Raw genomic sequence first — 15,339 nt, 5'->3', positions numbered from 1 at the left:
AATATCCAAATCCTTGTACCGAAGTCAATTCCTTTGAAAAAACCATGTCCAGATCCTAAAAAAACCGTTGTCCGATCCTAATGAAAAACAATGTCCAATCCTTTGAAAGAATTATGAAACAGATCCAATCCCTTTGAAAAACGAACTTCAGGTATGAAGGAAATTACAGCCCCGGTCTCCGGGGCTTCTTTTATTAAAAGGAGATGTTGCGTGTTATTTATCATACGATACCTCTAACAGATTATGCACACTGAATAGATCAATGCATCCACTAAGAGATTTTGCTTACTACATTGATCACGCACAATAAAATTTACATTCTAATACGCTCATTGCAATTATCACTTGTTATCGAATGATATTGCAGTGTATGCACTATAGAATATCGACTACATGTGAATCATAATATGGTCTATTGAGTAATACAGGCGATTGATCTTTCTTTGTATTACAAATGATGCAGATCGTTGGTTAATGGTTAAAAATCCGTATCCTAGAAAAACTACTTCCGAAGTGAACTTTTTTAAATCCGATCCTTTGAAAGACCAGATCCATCGCCGATTGATAACCGATTCCTCAGTTGGTATGAAGGAAAATCACAGCCCCGGCTTTTGCCCGGGCTTTTTTTTGTATCAACTTCAGTGTACGCAAAAAAAGAGCGGGTAGTAGAAACCACCCGCGTTCACATGAGAAAACTGTTACTAGCGTAACAATTATATAGATCACGAATCATTTTTTTAAGCTCATGGATCAAAAATAATCATCCGGGGTTCCCGTCATTCATGATTCTTACAGGTCACCATAATTACTTGCTGAAGTGAATGATTTATGTGCTGAGATGATCGGTTGTGATCAGCGTACACAGGTACTGATGGTATTTTGTTATCGTTGGTGGAGAATAGGTGGGAGGGTTGGGCTGTTTTCTTTTATATCATTCATCATACGCTTTAATTCACTTTTTCATCAATTCCTGCACTATCCACTTCTGCAAATACAGTTTTATCCTAGCTTTCCGCCCGAAAAGAATACCATGATTAAGATCAGCTATTTTAACTTCTTCCTGGTGGCTATGACCAGCCATGTATGTCTTGCGCAAACACGCAGTGAGGTGGTGCGGGCGGAGCTTTCATTCGCGGCCACAGCAAAGGAATTCACGATGAAGAGGGCTTTCCTGGAAAACATGGACAGCGCTGCTGTCGTGTTCGGGGAGGGAAAGATCTACAATGGATTTGAATACTGGAACAAGGCGACTGAAACGCCGGGGAAATTATTGTGGCATCCTGCTTTCAACGGCCTGTCCCAGGCAGAAGATCTTGGGTTTACTACCGGCCCATGGGAATACAGGGCGACATTGGCAGACTCTGTGATCGCCAGCGGTCAATATACTACGGTCTGGAAGAAGAATAAAAAAGGAGAGTGGAAGTTTCTTGCGGATCTCGGTGTTGATTACCGTGGAAACCTGTTTGGTCAACAGTCGCTTTCAACTTCAGAAGTTTTTATTTCTGCAAAGAAGAATGATACTTCAGCATTGGCGATCGAAAAGAAGTTCCTTGAAACATTTGCTGTCCATAAGCAAAAAGCATTTGAACAATCGGTTCATTACAATTCATGGCTGAATACGGATGGAAAACATCCGGTGCAACTGGCTGCGCTTGTACTGCCTGAGCTGGCAAAGCTTCCTGACACCATCTCATTTCAACCAGTAGAGGGAGGAATGTCTTCTTCCCGTGATCTTGCTTATATATACGGAACAGTTACTTACGGGCAAAAGCAGGAAAATTACCTTCGTATTTGGGGACATACAAAAGATGGATGGAAGATCATTGTACAGGTGATCAAAAAGTAGCTCATTTATTTGGTGCCCCATTCCCACAGGCCAAAAAGTATTTTCTTATCGAGATGATGACCTGATTGTTTGAGTGATAAAACGATCTGCCCCCGGTGATGAGCTTCGTGCGCGATCAGATAACCCAGGAATGCCTGTGCATGCGGTTTAAAGCCTTTGATCTTTCCATCCGCAAGGCCTTTTTCCAAAAGCTTACTGATCGCGTCTGCGCTTTTATCGAATTGTTCGACCAGTTGTGTTTTACTGATGGCGTCTTTTTCAATTTTAGTTACCGTACTCATCAGTTCGGGCATAGAGGCCTGCAGCCACATCAGCCGGACATTGTGTATATGGGCGAGTTGCTCGCCAACAGTTCTTCCTTTTGATACTGCCTGATCGGCGAAATGTTCTTCAGGGATGGCATTGATCAGATACTGATTAATACGGTTGCTGATCTGCCAGGTATCCACGGCCTGGTTCATGAATAATGGTTTAAGCTTACGGTAAGATGATCAGGGGATCAAGCGAAAAAATTGAGAGATGGTTGTCTAAGAGTTTAATGGTTTAAAAGTTTAAAGTTTTTGCTTTTGCTTCGGTCCCTCGCCTGATGTAATCAGGCTTGCTCCTTAGATACGACATTCTGGCACGCGAAGCCAGCTGTGTGTTGACTGATGATAATCATTCAGGGTCAAACTTCGCATGTTTTTGAAATGGCTGTTGGTCGTCGTTAGTTCGTCTCTTGGTCGTCCTTTGGCCGTCCAAAGTTTGACGGGGTTTTAGGCAGTGAAAAATGGTGACAAGCTGACACGCTGAGGGCGATAAATCTTTTGAGCGACTGGCGTAGGTTCCCTCCTCCGCTTCGCTACGGTGGAAGGGCTGGCAGAAGTTTATGCGAGCGATGCTCATCCGGAACATTTCAACCCAAGCCATTTTGTAGACCATCCCCCAACTTTTCAACATGATCCGAAAAAGGTAAGAGTTTGCAATGAACCTTCCTAAAAAACATAACCTCTTCCCGGAAGAAGAGGTTATGTCGTCGATGATTCTCAGAGTACCAAAATAAGCTACTCGGTCAACATCTTTTTACGAAGCAGACCTGGCGATGAACTGTAGTGTTTCTTGAACACGCGGATAAAATTACTCGGCTTTTCATAACCGAGACGGAAAGCAATTTCTTTTACAGAGGTGTTTTGCTCTGCCAGCAGTTGTCTTGCCTGCTGCATTTTCTTTTGCAGGTAGAAATGGTAGATACTGGTTCCAAACACTTTTTTGAAATTGCGTTTCAGTGTTGATTCACTTAATGAAAGATCCTGAGCGATTGCCCGGATAGACGGGAGATCCTTTTCAAGATACACATCTAGCATTTTCTCTACAGAGAGCATTTTCGAATGCACCTGATTTCTTGACTCTTTGAGTTGAATTGATTTTAACATACAGATCCGGTTTATGATTAATGGAAAAAGAGACGAAACAGGGGGGATGAAGATGGTTATTTCGTAGATAATAGGACTTTCCAAAAAAAACATATTCCCGGAAGAAGAGACGGAAGAACTGCGGATTGCAGCAAATGGCAGTCAGGTTAGTCGTTAATTCCAAAGGAAGGTTTTGCAGTTTGTTAAGGTTGTTACTAAAATTAAGACTTCTTTTGATTATTACCAATAGGTGTTACAACTTATAATTGGACTGATTAGGGCATTCTTTTCCCGTCCCGGAAAATGCCGGACAGAATAATAAGTGTAAATTAGTATTACTTCGCTCTTGTCAGTAGCACAACTTAATACATACCCCCGAAAGCCGCTTGCTACATTCATATAATTGCAGCATAGCTCCAACAAAAAGTAACAGCGTTTGCTGAATGATATTCTATTGCCTGGACGGTACTGGAAAAGGTGAAGGTTTACGGAGAACAAAGGGATATCGCTGGTGGGCGATATCCCTTTTTACTTTTACAGAGGTGCACCGGGATTGGTTATACCAGAAATCTTCTTCCCGCCTTCCCGCTTTTCTTTTACCGGTATCATAGTAAGCCAGGAATGCCCCGGTCTTGTGGGCTCATGAGCGGTCAGTTTGATAAGTCAGCCCGTACCGGTAAATGCGATGATCACTTCTTTATGCCTGCGGATTCTTTGATGCCTGTAAATAACGATTTCCACGAAAGGTGAAAGATAGACCGGTGTTTGTCTCTTGTGAAGTTGACATTTGCCACGCGCGGCTCTTCTTTCTTTTTTGATGGGTTTGAATTCTTGATCATGATATTTGCGGCAAAGCTTGCGAGCTTTTTCTTCTCCAGTTTTTTACTCTCATCATCTTTTTGCAACAGCGAAACTTTTAGATCATCATACAGCATTTTAACCTGTCCGGTCATATTATTGGTATTGCCGCTCAATGTAAAGCTGAGTCCGTTGATCGTACCCTGTTCTATACGGGCCGGTCCCATTGGCACTGACAATGCGTTTATAGCTGTAGCGTCTATAGTACCGAGGTTGCCATTTATATCGAAGCGTCCGTTCGGGTGGAAAAGATAGAATTTCCAGGTAACACGCAAAGGCGCTTTATTCAGGAAGCGTGTATTGATGTTGATCGCAAGTATATTATTCTCGGCAGCAGCATCCTGCCGGTTCGTCAGATTGGTAATGGTAGCATAGGTGTTATAGAACTGAACTTTACCCGCCTGTCTTGAGATGACCGCTCTTTCCTTGTACTCAATAAACGCATTGGACAAAACGATCTTTTTGATTTGAAAAGGCAGCGGTGCTTTTACCATTGATTGATGAGGAAACAATTTGACCGGTCCTCTCATTCCTGCCTTATAGCCAAGGTCGCGGTAGATTTTTATGGATGCAGTGGCCACACCGATACTGTCTGCAAATAGTTCTTCTTTGAACAATGCGGGAAAGTTCATGCCTTTGATGGAAATTCCTTTTAAAGAAAAATCAAATCGGTCGTCCTGGCGTGGCAAACTCTGAATGAATTTATCTTCCGGGAGCAACGGATCAATATGGAAATGTCCAACACGGATCTCATTGGATGCTGAATTAAGCTGCACACTGTCCAGTCCGAAAGAGTAGGGTCTTTCTTTCGATTTCCAGGTAACGGATCCTGCGTTGATCTCCACCTGCTTTGCAAATAGCAAGCGAGTGGTGTCTTTCCAGGAAGCGCTGTCAACGCTCACATCCAGCAGGCGGATCGTGGTATTGATCACCTCAACTTTTACGTTACCGGTATTGATGTCGCGGGTTGAGATCCTCGCGTTATTGACCGTTAGCGTGTCTACTTTGATGAGGTTGAGATTGCCAAGGATCTGCTCATACACTTCGCGGGTTGGAGTGCTCCTGAGAGAGTCCCGCCCGGAATAAGTGTATATGATATCTATCACGGGATCATTGATCTGCAAGTTTTTCCCCACAATCTCTTTGTCGATAAGAGCCCGGGGTGTTTTTACCCCTGATACAATGATTGATGGGATTTTTATATTCAGCAGGGTGGGAGGCGCATCGTTTGCCTGTTTCATGGAGAGGTATTTCATACTGTCGTATGACAGGGAAAAATCCGTTACCGCCAGATCTCCGGCTACTTCATCCAGATCGAGTTTATCATATACGATCTTGTAGAGTCCTTTGCTTTTTTCTTTGATCGTATCTTCAAGCTTTGTGCGAATGATCTGTTTCCTGTAAAATCCCCAGTAGATCACAGCAGCGGCAACAATACCAAGCAAGCCGACGATGATACCAAAAAAAATCAGTTTACCTTTAGGGGTAGATGTAGCTTTTCGTATTTTGTGGGGTATGGTTCGCATAGCAGGCGTATGACAATTTCTGTTCCAAGAAAAAAAACACCTGTGAAGATGATGTTGTACAATATTTTACAAATATTCACCCCTGTAAACTACCAACAGGTTTTCTTGCATCCTTTTTGACTGATCAAATACATACCTTAGTATCACTATGCCTACATTCAACGACCGGATCAAACAGGTTTTGCTGTTAATGATCATTATTCTGCTCGCTTATCTAGTTATCATCGAATTAACGGTTTTTCTTCCCGGCTTACTGGGTGCATTGACCCTGTATATTTTAAGCCGCGCAAACTATTTTCAGCTGATCTACCATCGTAAATGGAAAAAAGGTGGTGCAGCAGGCTTATTTATCATCTATTACCTGTTTTTACTTGGTTTACCCATATATCTCGCCATTACGCTGATCAGTCCGAAGATAAATGCATTTCTTGCGGATCCTAATGCAATGATCGCAGCCGCAAGGCATTCACTTGATACGGTTCAGCAAAAGATCGGGTTTACGATCGTTTCAGAGGCAACGCTTACCAATTCATTAAGCAAGCTGACAGCATTTATCCCAAGTGTGCTGAACAGCACGGCTAACCTGATCAGTAACCTGGCGATCATGTTATTCATTTTGTATTTCATGCTGACGAATGGGCGGGAGATCGAACGTATGCTCAACCAGATCATTCCGTTGAAACAGGAGAACATCAATATGTTGGCTGCCGAAACAAAAAAAATGGTTCGGGCGAACGCTCTCGGCATTCCGCTGATCTCGATCATCCAGGGATTGGTGGCAACGCTTGGGTATTTTATTTTCGGAGTGAAAGAATGGGGATTGTGGGGCTTTCTGACCGGTGCATTCGCTTTCTTCCCGGTTGTTGGTACCATGGTGGTCTGGGTGCCAATGGTGATCTATATGTTTGCCGTCGGCGATACCTGGAATGCGACCTGGATCACGCTTTACAGCATCGTCGTTACCGGTAACGTCGATTATATCGCCCGTATCACGATCATGAAGCGGATGGGTGATGTTCACCCGGTGATCACCATCCTCGGCGTGATCGTCGGCCTTGGCCTGTTTGGCTTTATCGGGCTGGTATTCGGACCGCTTCTGATCAGCTATATCATTGTCCTCTTCAAGATCTATATGAGTGAATTTGTAAACAAAGACATCCCGAAGATCGCGGAAGAAGTGAAGGATACGGAAGAGGCAAAATTGCCCGGAAATCACTCCTGAAATAGAAGAATCTTTTGAGTGGTTCGATAGCATTTGAGCGATGGGCTGATTCTCCATCAGGAATATTTTATAAAGCAGAAGCCCTCCGGTTCAGGAGGGCTTCTGCTTTATAATGTTTGTGACTGAAATTTTCATCATTGGCGAATGACCGTAAGCGCCTGGGGGATACCTAGTCTCTCAGTTTTGAGAGTAAGCGCAGGATTTCCAGATACAGCCATACCAGCGTTACAAGCAGGCCGAATGCACTATACCATTCCATATATTTTGCTGCACGCACTTCAACACCTTTTTCGATCGTATCGAAATTGAGGAGCAGGTTGAAGGAAGCAAGCCCAACCACAAGAATAGAAAACCCGATACCGAGGGGTGTCGATGCATTTGTAAAAGACGCGATCGGAGATCCCATTGCGAGGTAAGTGATCCATTGGATCAGATAGAATATACCCAGCGCCGCGGTGGCGATGGTGATCACCATGCGGAAACGACCTGTTACCCGGATGATCCTGTAACGATAGATCAGGAACATGACCAGGGCAACGATCAGCGTAAGCGCAACCGCCTGCATTGGCAAGCCCGGTGCTGCAAAATCATAATAGGCGCTGACAGCTCCCACGAACAAGCCTTCCATCAATGCATATACCGGAGCGAGAAATGGAGACCATTCCTTTTTGAACATCATAATGATCGCAAGCACCAATCCGCCGCCGACACCGGCAAGTATCAGGGGCATAACATTTTCGCCTTTAACAGCCTGATTCCAGGAATAAACGGTAGTAACACCCATGGCCAGTAATAAGAACCCCAGCTTATTCATCGTTCCTTTAGTGATCGTTGTCCGTTGTCCGTTGTCCGTTGACCGTCAACGATTGTACATTACCGGTTCACTGCGATTTACCATTCACATAACAAAAAAAGCAGAAGCCGCCCGTTTTCCGGGCACTTCTGCTTTATAAGATTGTTCAATTCCCTTCCGGACAACGGACAACGGTCAACGTTCAACGTTCTTCGAACTGCCCGAAACCCCTTCCCGCTCTAATAATGCCATCTCACAAACGCCTCCATTGCCGCATAATGCGTCAATCCGAGATCAGCATAAATACGTGCGGTAGCGGCATTGCGGGCTTCGGCGCGCTGCCAGAACTCCCGGGAATCGCTGCCCTGGAATGGTACCATGTCTTTCTGGGACTGGTGGATGAAGATGCCGAAGCGCTTTTTTACTACCTGGTCGGGGCTCATCGGGATGGCCATTTCGATCTCCTCGATGTTCCATTCCTGCCATGCGCCTTTGTAAAGCCATAACCAGCAATCGCTGAGCCATTCGTCGCCATCGGCCTTAATGCGTCTCAAGGCTTCCAGTACTACGTTAAAACAAACGAGGTGGGTACCGTGCGGATCAGCGAAGTCTCCTGCACAGTAGACCTGGTGAGGTTTTATTTTGCGCAGCAGTTCGATCGTGATCTCGACGTCCTTTTCACCCATCGGATTCTTTTCAATGGTGCCGGTTTCGTAGAAAGGAAGGTTCTGGAAGTGTATGTTCTTGTCGGGGATGCCAACATAGCGACAGGTTGCTTTTGCTTCGCAACGGCGGATCAACCCTTTTATATTGCGGATGGTTGGGGTATCTACCTGATTTGATTTCTTTGAGGAGATGAATTCGCGGGCTTCGGCGAGGATCTGCCCTGATGTTTTTGTATCAATGCCAACGATCTCTTCAAATCCTACGGCAAAGTCGAGGAACCGCGTAACAAACTCGTCTGTCACGGCGATGTTGCCGGAAGTCTGGTAGCCCACATGCACATCATGTCCCTGATCGTGCAGCCGCTGGAATGTTCCTCCCATACTGATGATATCATCATCGGGGTGGGGGGAGAAAATGATCACGCGCTTTGGATAGGGCTCTGAACGCTCAGGATGGGCAGGGATCACCGCGTCAGGTTTTCCTCCGGGCCAGCCGGTGATGGAATCACGCAGCATGTAATATACCTGCAGGTTGATCTCGTATGCATCGCCTTTTTCGACCAGTAGGTCGCTCAGGCCAAACTCATTGTAATCACTGTTGGTAAGACTCAGGACCGGCTTTTTGAGCTTCAGTGCCATGTTTACCACGGCTTTTTTGATCATCAGGGAAGTCCATTCACAGTCGCCGGTCAGCCATGGTGTTTTGTTGCGGGTAAGCTCCGCTGCCGCGGCCTCATCAACGAAAAAGGTAACATCATCATGATTCTGCAGTAGAGAGGCCGGTACATGTTCAGAATCGTCATCTTCAACAGCCTGTTTGATCACCGGAGCTTTCGAAGGACCCCACGCAAGGAGGATCACTTTTTTCGCTCTTAATATGGTTCCGATCCCCATGGTGATTGCGAGGCGGGGAACCTGCGAAATATTGGCAAACTCGTATGCATTTGCAATACGGGTTGAATTATCAAGTGTGATAAGCCTTGTGCGTGAGTAGATGCCTGAACCGGGTTCGTTAAATCCGATATGTCCGTTCGTACCGATGCCAAGGATCTGCAGGTCTATTCCTCCAGCCGCTTCGATCTTTTTTTCATACTGGATACAATGAGATTTGATCTCTTCTTTCTCTATTTCACCATTTGGGATATGAATGTTTTCCGGTAAGATATCAACATGATCAAAGAGATTCGCCTTCATAAAGCGGTTATAGCTTTGCAGGGCATCTGTTTCGATCGGGTAATATTCATCCAGGTTGAATGTGATCACATTCTTAAAACTCAATCCTTCTTCCTTATGCATTCTAACGAGTTCTGCATAAAGGGATTTTGGAGTGGAGCCTGTTGCAAGCCCCAATACACAAGACTGTTTTTGCTGTTGTTTTGACCTGATCAAATTTGCAATTTCCACGGCTACTGCCGCAGATCCTTTTTTAGGATCAGGAAATACTTTAACGGGGATTTTTTCAAAGCTGTCTGAAAGATCCATTGCAGCTGCTTTTTTTGCCATAGTGGTTATTTTCCTATCTGAATTGAGTGGCCAAAGATATTAAAATGTAACCATTCTAATAGGGTCAATTCGTTGGTTTCAAACGGAGAATGCGAAGATTTAACCTGCAAGAAAACGCAGTACGGGTGTTAGTTTGGGTTTGGAAGGTTTCATAGGTTCCATAAGTCAGTTACTACAGACATAAGTAGTAAAGTTGATAAAGTGCACTTCCTATTATCTGTTATGTATAGAACGAAAAAAGGCGTAATAAACTTAGGGAACCTATTAAACCTCCCATCACAACACCCATCCCACCAGCATGAGCAAAGTCTTCTTCAGCGCCTTGATTGCCTGGCTCATCAGGTTGCGTGCCACCTGGTAGTTGATGTTCATGATATCGCTGATCTCTTCGTAGCTGAGTTCCTGGTAGATCTTCAGGTAGATGATCTCACGCTGGCGATTGGATAATTTTTTAAGTGCATCGATGATACGCTGTTTCTTATTTTGATCTTCCTGTTTTTCGATCATGAAATTATCATGACTCACTTCAAACAACATTTCGGAAGGCTCATTTTCGTTTAGTGCAGCAGAATGAGGTAAACGTTGTTTTTTATACAGTTTATATTTTAATGCTTTAAGCAGGTAGGCCTGAACAGACTGAATTTCTGAACGCGACTTACTTTGCCAGATCTCTGCGAACAGATCCTGAATGCTGTCTTCCAGTAAACCTTTATCTGCACAGATCTTACTTCCATACTTTATAAGTAATGGATAATAGGCAGTAAAAAGTCCGGCAAGTGCATCCCGGTCTCCATTCTTCAGCCCATGCCAAAGTTTAATATGAGGGTGCTCAATTCGCAAACGTTATGAATAGATTTTCTGCAAAATAGGCTTTAAACATCAACAATCAATAAAGAGCGGAAGAAGGCTTAATGGTGCGAAAAAATATTTTTTTTAAAAAATCACATTACAAAACAAATCCGGGCGGCACCCGGTATTTTTATAACAAAAAGAGATATGAGCAGGAGCTTTCAACGGGTCGAAGATGTAATCGAAAATGAGGATTTTCAGGCGTGGTTTACGGGAAAACACGTAGCGGGATGGGAGGAATGGCTCACTGCAAATCCTTCGCAGGCGGAACTGGTGAACGAGGCGGTCGCTTTCATGAAAGATATCCGAATGCAGGAAGCACCCATATCTGCACAGGAGATCGCACGTGCCTATTCACGGCTTGAAGACCGGATCGGAGAGGACGAGCAACGGGGACGCGTTGTGTCTATGTCACGCAACCGATTTAAACGTTGGATCGGCGTCGCTGCCGCTCTCGTGCTGCTTGCTGCTGTATTTTCTATCTGGAAATATGTTTCCAGGGATCCTTCAGTCAGTACTAAATACGGGCAGATTGCCAGCCATCAGCTGCCGGATGGTTCAACAATGGTGCTGAACGCAAACAGCTGTGCTACGCTCAGTAAAGACTGGAAAGAGGGTAAAGACCGGGAGATCTGGCTGAATGGGGAAGCATTCTTCCATGTAAAGAAGACGGTAAAGAAAGACCGGTTTGTAGTACATACCAATGACCTGGATGTGATCGTGACCGGAACACAATTCAACGTATGGACAAGAGATAATAAAACAAGCGTTCTGCTTACAGAAGGAAGTGTAACGATCCGGACAGCAACAGGCGAGGAGATAAAGATGGTTCCCGGAGAATTTGTTCAGATCGATCACAAAAGCCTTGAAAAGAAAACAGCAAACGAAGAACGGATTCTTGCATGGAAAGACAACAGGATACTGTTTGACAGTACTCCTATCAGAGAGGCGGCTCGCATAATACAAGAACATTACGGCATCAAAGTGACGGTAGATGATTCGGTACCTGACGCTAACACGCTTGGAGGTATGATGCCAAACAACAACCTGGATGTACTGCTACGTTCAATAGAAGCAACGAACGATTACAGGATTTCCCGTAAGGACGGAGAGATCCTGATATCAAAGCCTTAACAGTTGCCCGGCAATTACGCTAATGGCGCGGATTACGTAATTGTTTCAATTGCCTGAGGTTAGCATATCGCTAAACAAATAAAACTGCAACAATGAGACATTCAAAGCCCTTTTACCGAATGCTGGGGTGTTTGATGAGCGCCCAGCTATTGGTCAGCCTGGACGGTTCTGCGCAAAGCAATGGAATTTCCTTTGCATCCAACTCTTCTCAAAGAATTCCTTCATACACACAACAGCAACCGAAACAGGAAACCGGCGAAAAGAAAACACTTTTCAATGTTCTGAAAGACCTGAACAAAAAGAAAGGAACCTACTTCCTTTTTTCCGAGCAAAGTCTCGGTAGTAAACTCGTAAGCCCGGTAAAAGATGTAAACGCATCCGTTGAAAAAATACTGGATGAATTATTGAAAAATACCGGACTCAGATACACAAAAGTTTCCGACAATACATTTGTGATCGTAAAAGAAAAAGAAAAAGTTTCGGAAGAGAACCTTCAGCATCTCAACTTCAATTCTGAGAATCCTTCCGGCAGCAGGAAAATGGTCTTTGATCCGATCACCGGGAAGATCACGGATGATAAGGGAGCACCGCTGGCCGGCGTTAGTGTTTCACTGAAAGGAACTAACAAAGGAACAACGACAAATGCTAATGGCGACTTTGTGATCGATGCCAAAAAAGGTGATGTACTGCTGGTCTCTTATGTTGGCTATGCAGAACAGGCGATCACCGTCGGCAATGATGCGCAGCTTTCTATCGCACTGGCTCCGGGTGCCACGCAAATGACAGAAGTGGTGGTCACCGCGCTCGGCATAAAAAAAGAACGCAAGGCGTTGGGCTATTCTGTAACGGAAGTAAAAGGCAGCGATGTTACACAGGCCCGCGAAACAAACGTAGCCAACTCGCTTGTTGGTAAAGTTGCGGGGGTTAACGTAAGTTCTGTATCCGGTGGTCCGGGCGCATCTACCAGCGTCATCATCCGTGGTGTATCAAGCTTATCGGGAGATAACCAACCACTGTATGTGATCAATGGGATCCCTATGACCAACAACCTCGCTACAGGGAATGACCTGGCCAACACGAAAGGGCAGTATTATAACTCACCTGATTATGGTGACGGTATCCAGAACATTAACCCCGACGATATCGAATCATTCTCGATTCTTAAAGGTGCGGCTGCTGCTGCATTGTACGGTTCACGGGCAAAAGCAGGCGTGATCCTGATCACCACAAAATCCGGCAGCGGTAAAGGAACGATCGAATTCAACTCAAACTATACGGCAGATAAGGTAATGGACATTACCGACTGGCAGTATGAATATGGCAATGGTGCCAATGGTTTAAAGCCCACTACCGCAGTTGCTGCATTCGATGCCGGTAACTCGAGCTGGGGAGCAAAACTGGATGGCTCCGGCGTCATTCAATTCGACGGTCAGACAAGGCCTTATGCTGCACAAAAAGGAAATATCGGCCGCTTTTACCGGACTGGCAGCACGCTGACCAATACGGTATCATTCGGCAAAGCATTTGAAGGAGGTTCTGTACGTTTCTCCGCCAGCAATCTTCACAACAGCGCGGTAATACCAAATTCAGGACTTAACCGCAACACACTGAATTTTGCGACAAGCTACTCTGTAAGCAGGAATCTTACCATCGATGTAAAAGCGAACTATGTAATGGATAAAGCGCGTAACCGTCCGATACTGGCTGATGGTGCAGGTAACGCGAACTTCCAGACCATGTTTCTTCCAACGAGTCTGAACATAAATACACTCAAGCCAGGAACAAAGGCTGATGGAAGCGAGCTGCTATTCACCAATAACAACTATGCAACCAATCCATGGTTTGCCGCTGATAAATTCATCAACAACACGACACGTAACCGCCTGATCGGCGTGGTCAGCGCGAGGTACACTTTCGACAATGGATTCTTTGTCCAGGGACGTGCGGGCCGCGACTTCTACTACGATCGTTATACAGGCGTAGTGCCTAACGGTACCGGCTACTATGCGCAGGCATTCCGCAATATCACCGAAAACTTCAACCGTGTTTCCGAACTGAACGTGGATGTCCTGGCGGGTAAATCATTCAAGATCGGGCAGGACCTGAACATCACCGCCAATGCCGGAGCAAACCTCATGAAAGCACGCGCAGAAGGAACAACGGAAGGCGGAACTGACTTTGCTGTTCCTTATGTATACACGATCCTGAATGCAAAAAACAAAACGATCGAGTATACCGATTTCCGCCAGGAAGTTCAATCAGTATATGCAACACTTGATCTCGACTATAAAGGCTTCCTGTTCCTGAACGCGTCAGGCAGAAATGACTGGTTCTCCACACTTGCGCCTTCCAGCGATCTGGATGTATTCTATCCATCAGTGAACGCTTCTTTCCTGTTCACCCAATTCATTAAACCAACATGGATGAACTATGGTAAACTCCGGATGGGTTGGGCAAATGTGGGTCAGGCAACAAGACCATATCAGACCTTGCTGAACTACGGATTGTTCCCTCAGCAATTGAATGGCCTGCCATTGGGAAACATTACGAACACATCTATTCCTAATGCCAAACTTCGTCCGTCAAGCGCAAGTGAGATCGAAATAGGAGCAGAATTAGGTCTACTGGGAAGTAAACTTACCGTAGATGTGGCGTGGTACAACAAGAAATCAAAGAATGAGATCTTTGAATCGCCCGCGTCCAACACTTCCGGTTATACAGGTGTGATCCTGAACATTGGTGAACTAAGGAATAAAGGGTTTGAGTTTCTTGTAACGGCAAAACCATTTGACAGATCATCCAATTTTGGCTGGACCAGCTCTGTGAACGGCTCCATCAATAAAAATGAAGTTGTCTCCCTTACAGACGGACAGGCTGAACTTGCCGTAGGTACATCCCGTACCGGGTTTGGGTTCACCCGTCATATCGTTGGCTCTCCGGCCAATCAGGTAATGGCGTTCGATTATCAGTATGATGCTGCCGGGAAGATCGTACTCGGTGCGAATGGTGTGCCGGCAAGAGGGGAACTGGAAGCATGGGGTTCTGCTTATCACAAATACACGATGGGTTGGAACAACGAATTTACTTTCAACAATTTCACCCTCGGATTCCTGATCGATGGTAAATTCGGAGGCAAGCTGTTCTCTGCAACGGATTACTATGGATACTTCTTCGGTCTTCATCAGAATACACTGGAAGGACGTGAAAGTAATTTCAATCCTAATCCGGGTGGTACGGCAACAAATGCACAGGCGTACTATACAGAACTGGCCGGCAATGTTTCCAAACTCTTTGTTTATGATGCGAGCTTTATCAAATTCCGCCAGTTCACACTCGGCTATACATTGCCGAAGAAATGGTTTGGAAAAGCGATCAAGGGCGCAAGCCTCAGTTTGGTGGGAAGAAACCTGTTCATCCTGATGAAGAAGACGGATAACATCGATCCTGAAGCAAGCTACTCCGGTTATACGCAAGGCCTCGAACTTGGTGGCGTACCTCCAGTAAGAAGCTTCGGTGCAAACCTCAATTTAAAATTCTAGGCGACTTAACGAT

General features: G+C 45.1%; 10 protein-coding genes. 4 read left to right on the top strand and 6 right to left on the bottom strand.

Going from position 1 to position 15,339, the window contains the following annotated elements; genetic code table 11:
- Positions 1–1,030: 1,030 nt before the first annotated feature.
- Positions 1,031–1,846: a Cif family virulence factor gene (locus LZZ85_RS22345; RefSeq protein ID WP_237875590.1), complete on the top strand. Its 816-nt coding sequence runs from the start codon at positions 1,031–1,033 to the stop codon at positions 1,844–1,846.
- Positions 1,847–1,851: 5 nt separating this feature from the next.
- On the opposite strand, the gene LZZ85_RS22340 is transcribed toward LZZ85_RS22345, so the two are convergent.
- From LZZ85_RS22340 to LZZ85_RS22330, 3 genes are all read right to left on the bottom strand, one after another.
- Positions 1,852–2,307, bottom strand: a complete 456-nt coding sequence (locus tag LZZ85_RS22340; RefSeq protein WP_237875589.1) for a DinB family protein — start codon at positions 2,305–2,307, stop codon at positions 1,852–1,854.
- Positions 2,308–2,889: 582 nt separating this feature from the next.
- A complete protein-coding gene (locus LZZ85_RS22335; RefSeq protein ID WP_237875588.1) occupies positions 2,890–3,258 on the bottom strand; it encodes a helix-turn-helix transcriptional regulator in 369 nt (122 codons plus the stop codon).
- Between the two features lie 668 nt (positions 3,259–3,926).
- Complete coding sequence (locus LZZ85_RS22330; RefSeq protein WP_237875587.1) at positions 3,927–5,621, bottom strand: AsmA family protein; 1,695 nt, start codon at positions 5,619–5,621, stop codon at positions 3,927–3,929.
- Between the two features lie 148 nt (positions 5,622–5,769).
- On the opposite strand from LZZ85_RS22330, the gene LZZ85_RS22325 reads away from it, so the two are divergent.
- Entirely contained in the window at positions 5,770–6,843 is a 1,074-nt protein-coding gene (locus tag LZZ85_RS22325; RefSeq protein ID WP_237875586.1) for an AI-2E family transporter, read from the top strand.
- Positions 6,844–7,012: 169 nt separating this feature from the next.
- Here LZZ85_RS22325 and LZZ85_RS22320 read toward each other — a convergent pair whose 3' ends face one another.
- The 3 genes from LZZ85_RS22320 to LZZ85_RS22310 form a co-directional block, all read right to left on the bottom strand.
- Entirely contained in the window at positions 7,013–7,672 is a 660-nt protein-coding gene (locus LZZ85_RS22320; RefSeq protein WP_349291752.1) for a Bax inhibitor-1/YccA family protein, read from the bottom strand.
- Between the two features lie 203 nt (positions 7,673–7,875).
- Positions 7,876–9,804 (bottom strand): glucosamine-6-phosphate deaminase, encoded by a 1,929-nt coding sequence (gene nagB, locus LZZ85_RS22315; RefSeq protein ID WP_237875584.1) that lies wholly within the window; start codon positions 9,802–9,804, stop codon positions 7,876–7,878.
- A gap of 276 nt (positions 9,805–10,080) precedes the next feature.
- Positions 10,081–10,644, bottom strand: a complete 564-nt coding sequence (locus tag LZZ85_RS22310) for an RNA polymerase sigma factor (RefSeq protein ID WP_237875583.1) — start codon at positions 10,642–10,644, stop codon at positions 10,081–10,083.
- 156 nt (positions 10,645–10,800) lie between these two features.
- On the opposite strand from LZZ85_RS22310, the gene LZZ85_RS22305 reads away from it, so the two are divergent.
- A complete protein-coding gene (locus LZZ85_RS22305; RefSeq protein WP_237875582.1) occupies positions 10,801–11,787 on the top strand; it encodes a FecR family protein in 987 nt (328 codons plus the stop codon).
- A 92-nt stretch (positions 11,788–11,879) separates the two neighbouring features.
- Positions 11,880–15,326, top strand: a complete 3,447-nt coding sequence (locus LZZ85_RS22300; protein ID WP_237875581.1) for a SusC/RagA family TonB-linked outer membrane protein — start codon at positions 11,880–11,882, stop codon at positions 15,324–15,326.
- Positions 15,327–15,339 lie beyond the last annotated feature (13 nt).

It is taken from the genome of Terrimonas ginsenosidimutans (assembly GCF_022012415.1).
In the GTDB taxonomy this organism is placed as follows: Bacteria; Bacteroidota; Bacteroidia; order Chitinophagales; family Chitinophagaceae; genus Terrimonas_A; species Terrimonas_A ginsenosidimutans.
The sequence above is the reverse complement of the archived record's forward strand: the minus strand, read 5'-3'. Positions and strand labels throughout refer to the sequence as shown.

Bases quoted from the DNA above. Each gene is read 5' to 3' on its own strand.
- LZZ85_RS22345 (WP_237875590.1), top strand. From the start codon at position 1,031: ATGATTAAGATCAGCTATTTTAACTTCTTCCTGGTGGCTATGACCAGC.
- LZZ85_RS22340 (WP_237875589.1), bottom strand. From the start codon at position 2,307: ATGAACCAGGCCGTGGATACCTGGCAGATCAGCAACCGTATTAATCAG.
- LZZ85_RS22335 (WP_237875588.1), bottom strand. From the start codon at position 3,258: ATGTTAAAATCAATTCAACTCAAAGAGTCAAGAAATCAGGTGCATTCG.
- LZZ85_RS22330 (WP_237875587.1), bottom strand. From the start codon at position 5,621: ATGCGAACCATACCCCACAAAATACGAAAAGCTACATCTACCCCTAAA.
- LZZ85_RS22325 (WP_237875586.1), top strand. From the start codon at position 5,770: ATGCCTACATTCAACGACCGGATCAAACAGGTTTTGCTGTTAATGATC.
- nagB (WP_237875584.1), bottom strand. From the start codon at position 9,804: ATGGCAAAAAAAGCAGCTGCAATGGATCTTTCAGACAGCTTTGAAAAA.
- LZZ85_RS22305 (WP_237875582.1), top strand. From the start codon at position 10,801: ATGAGCAGGAGCTTTCAACGGGTCGAAGATGTAATCGAAAATGAGGAT.
- LZZ85_RS22300 (WP_237875581.1), top strand. From the start codon at position 11,880: ATGAGACATTCAAAGCCCTTTTACCGAATGCTGGGGTGTTTGATGAGC.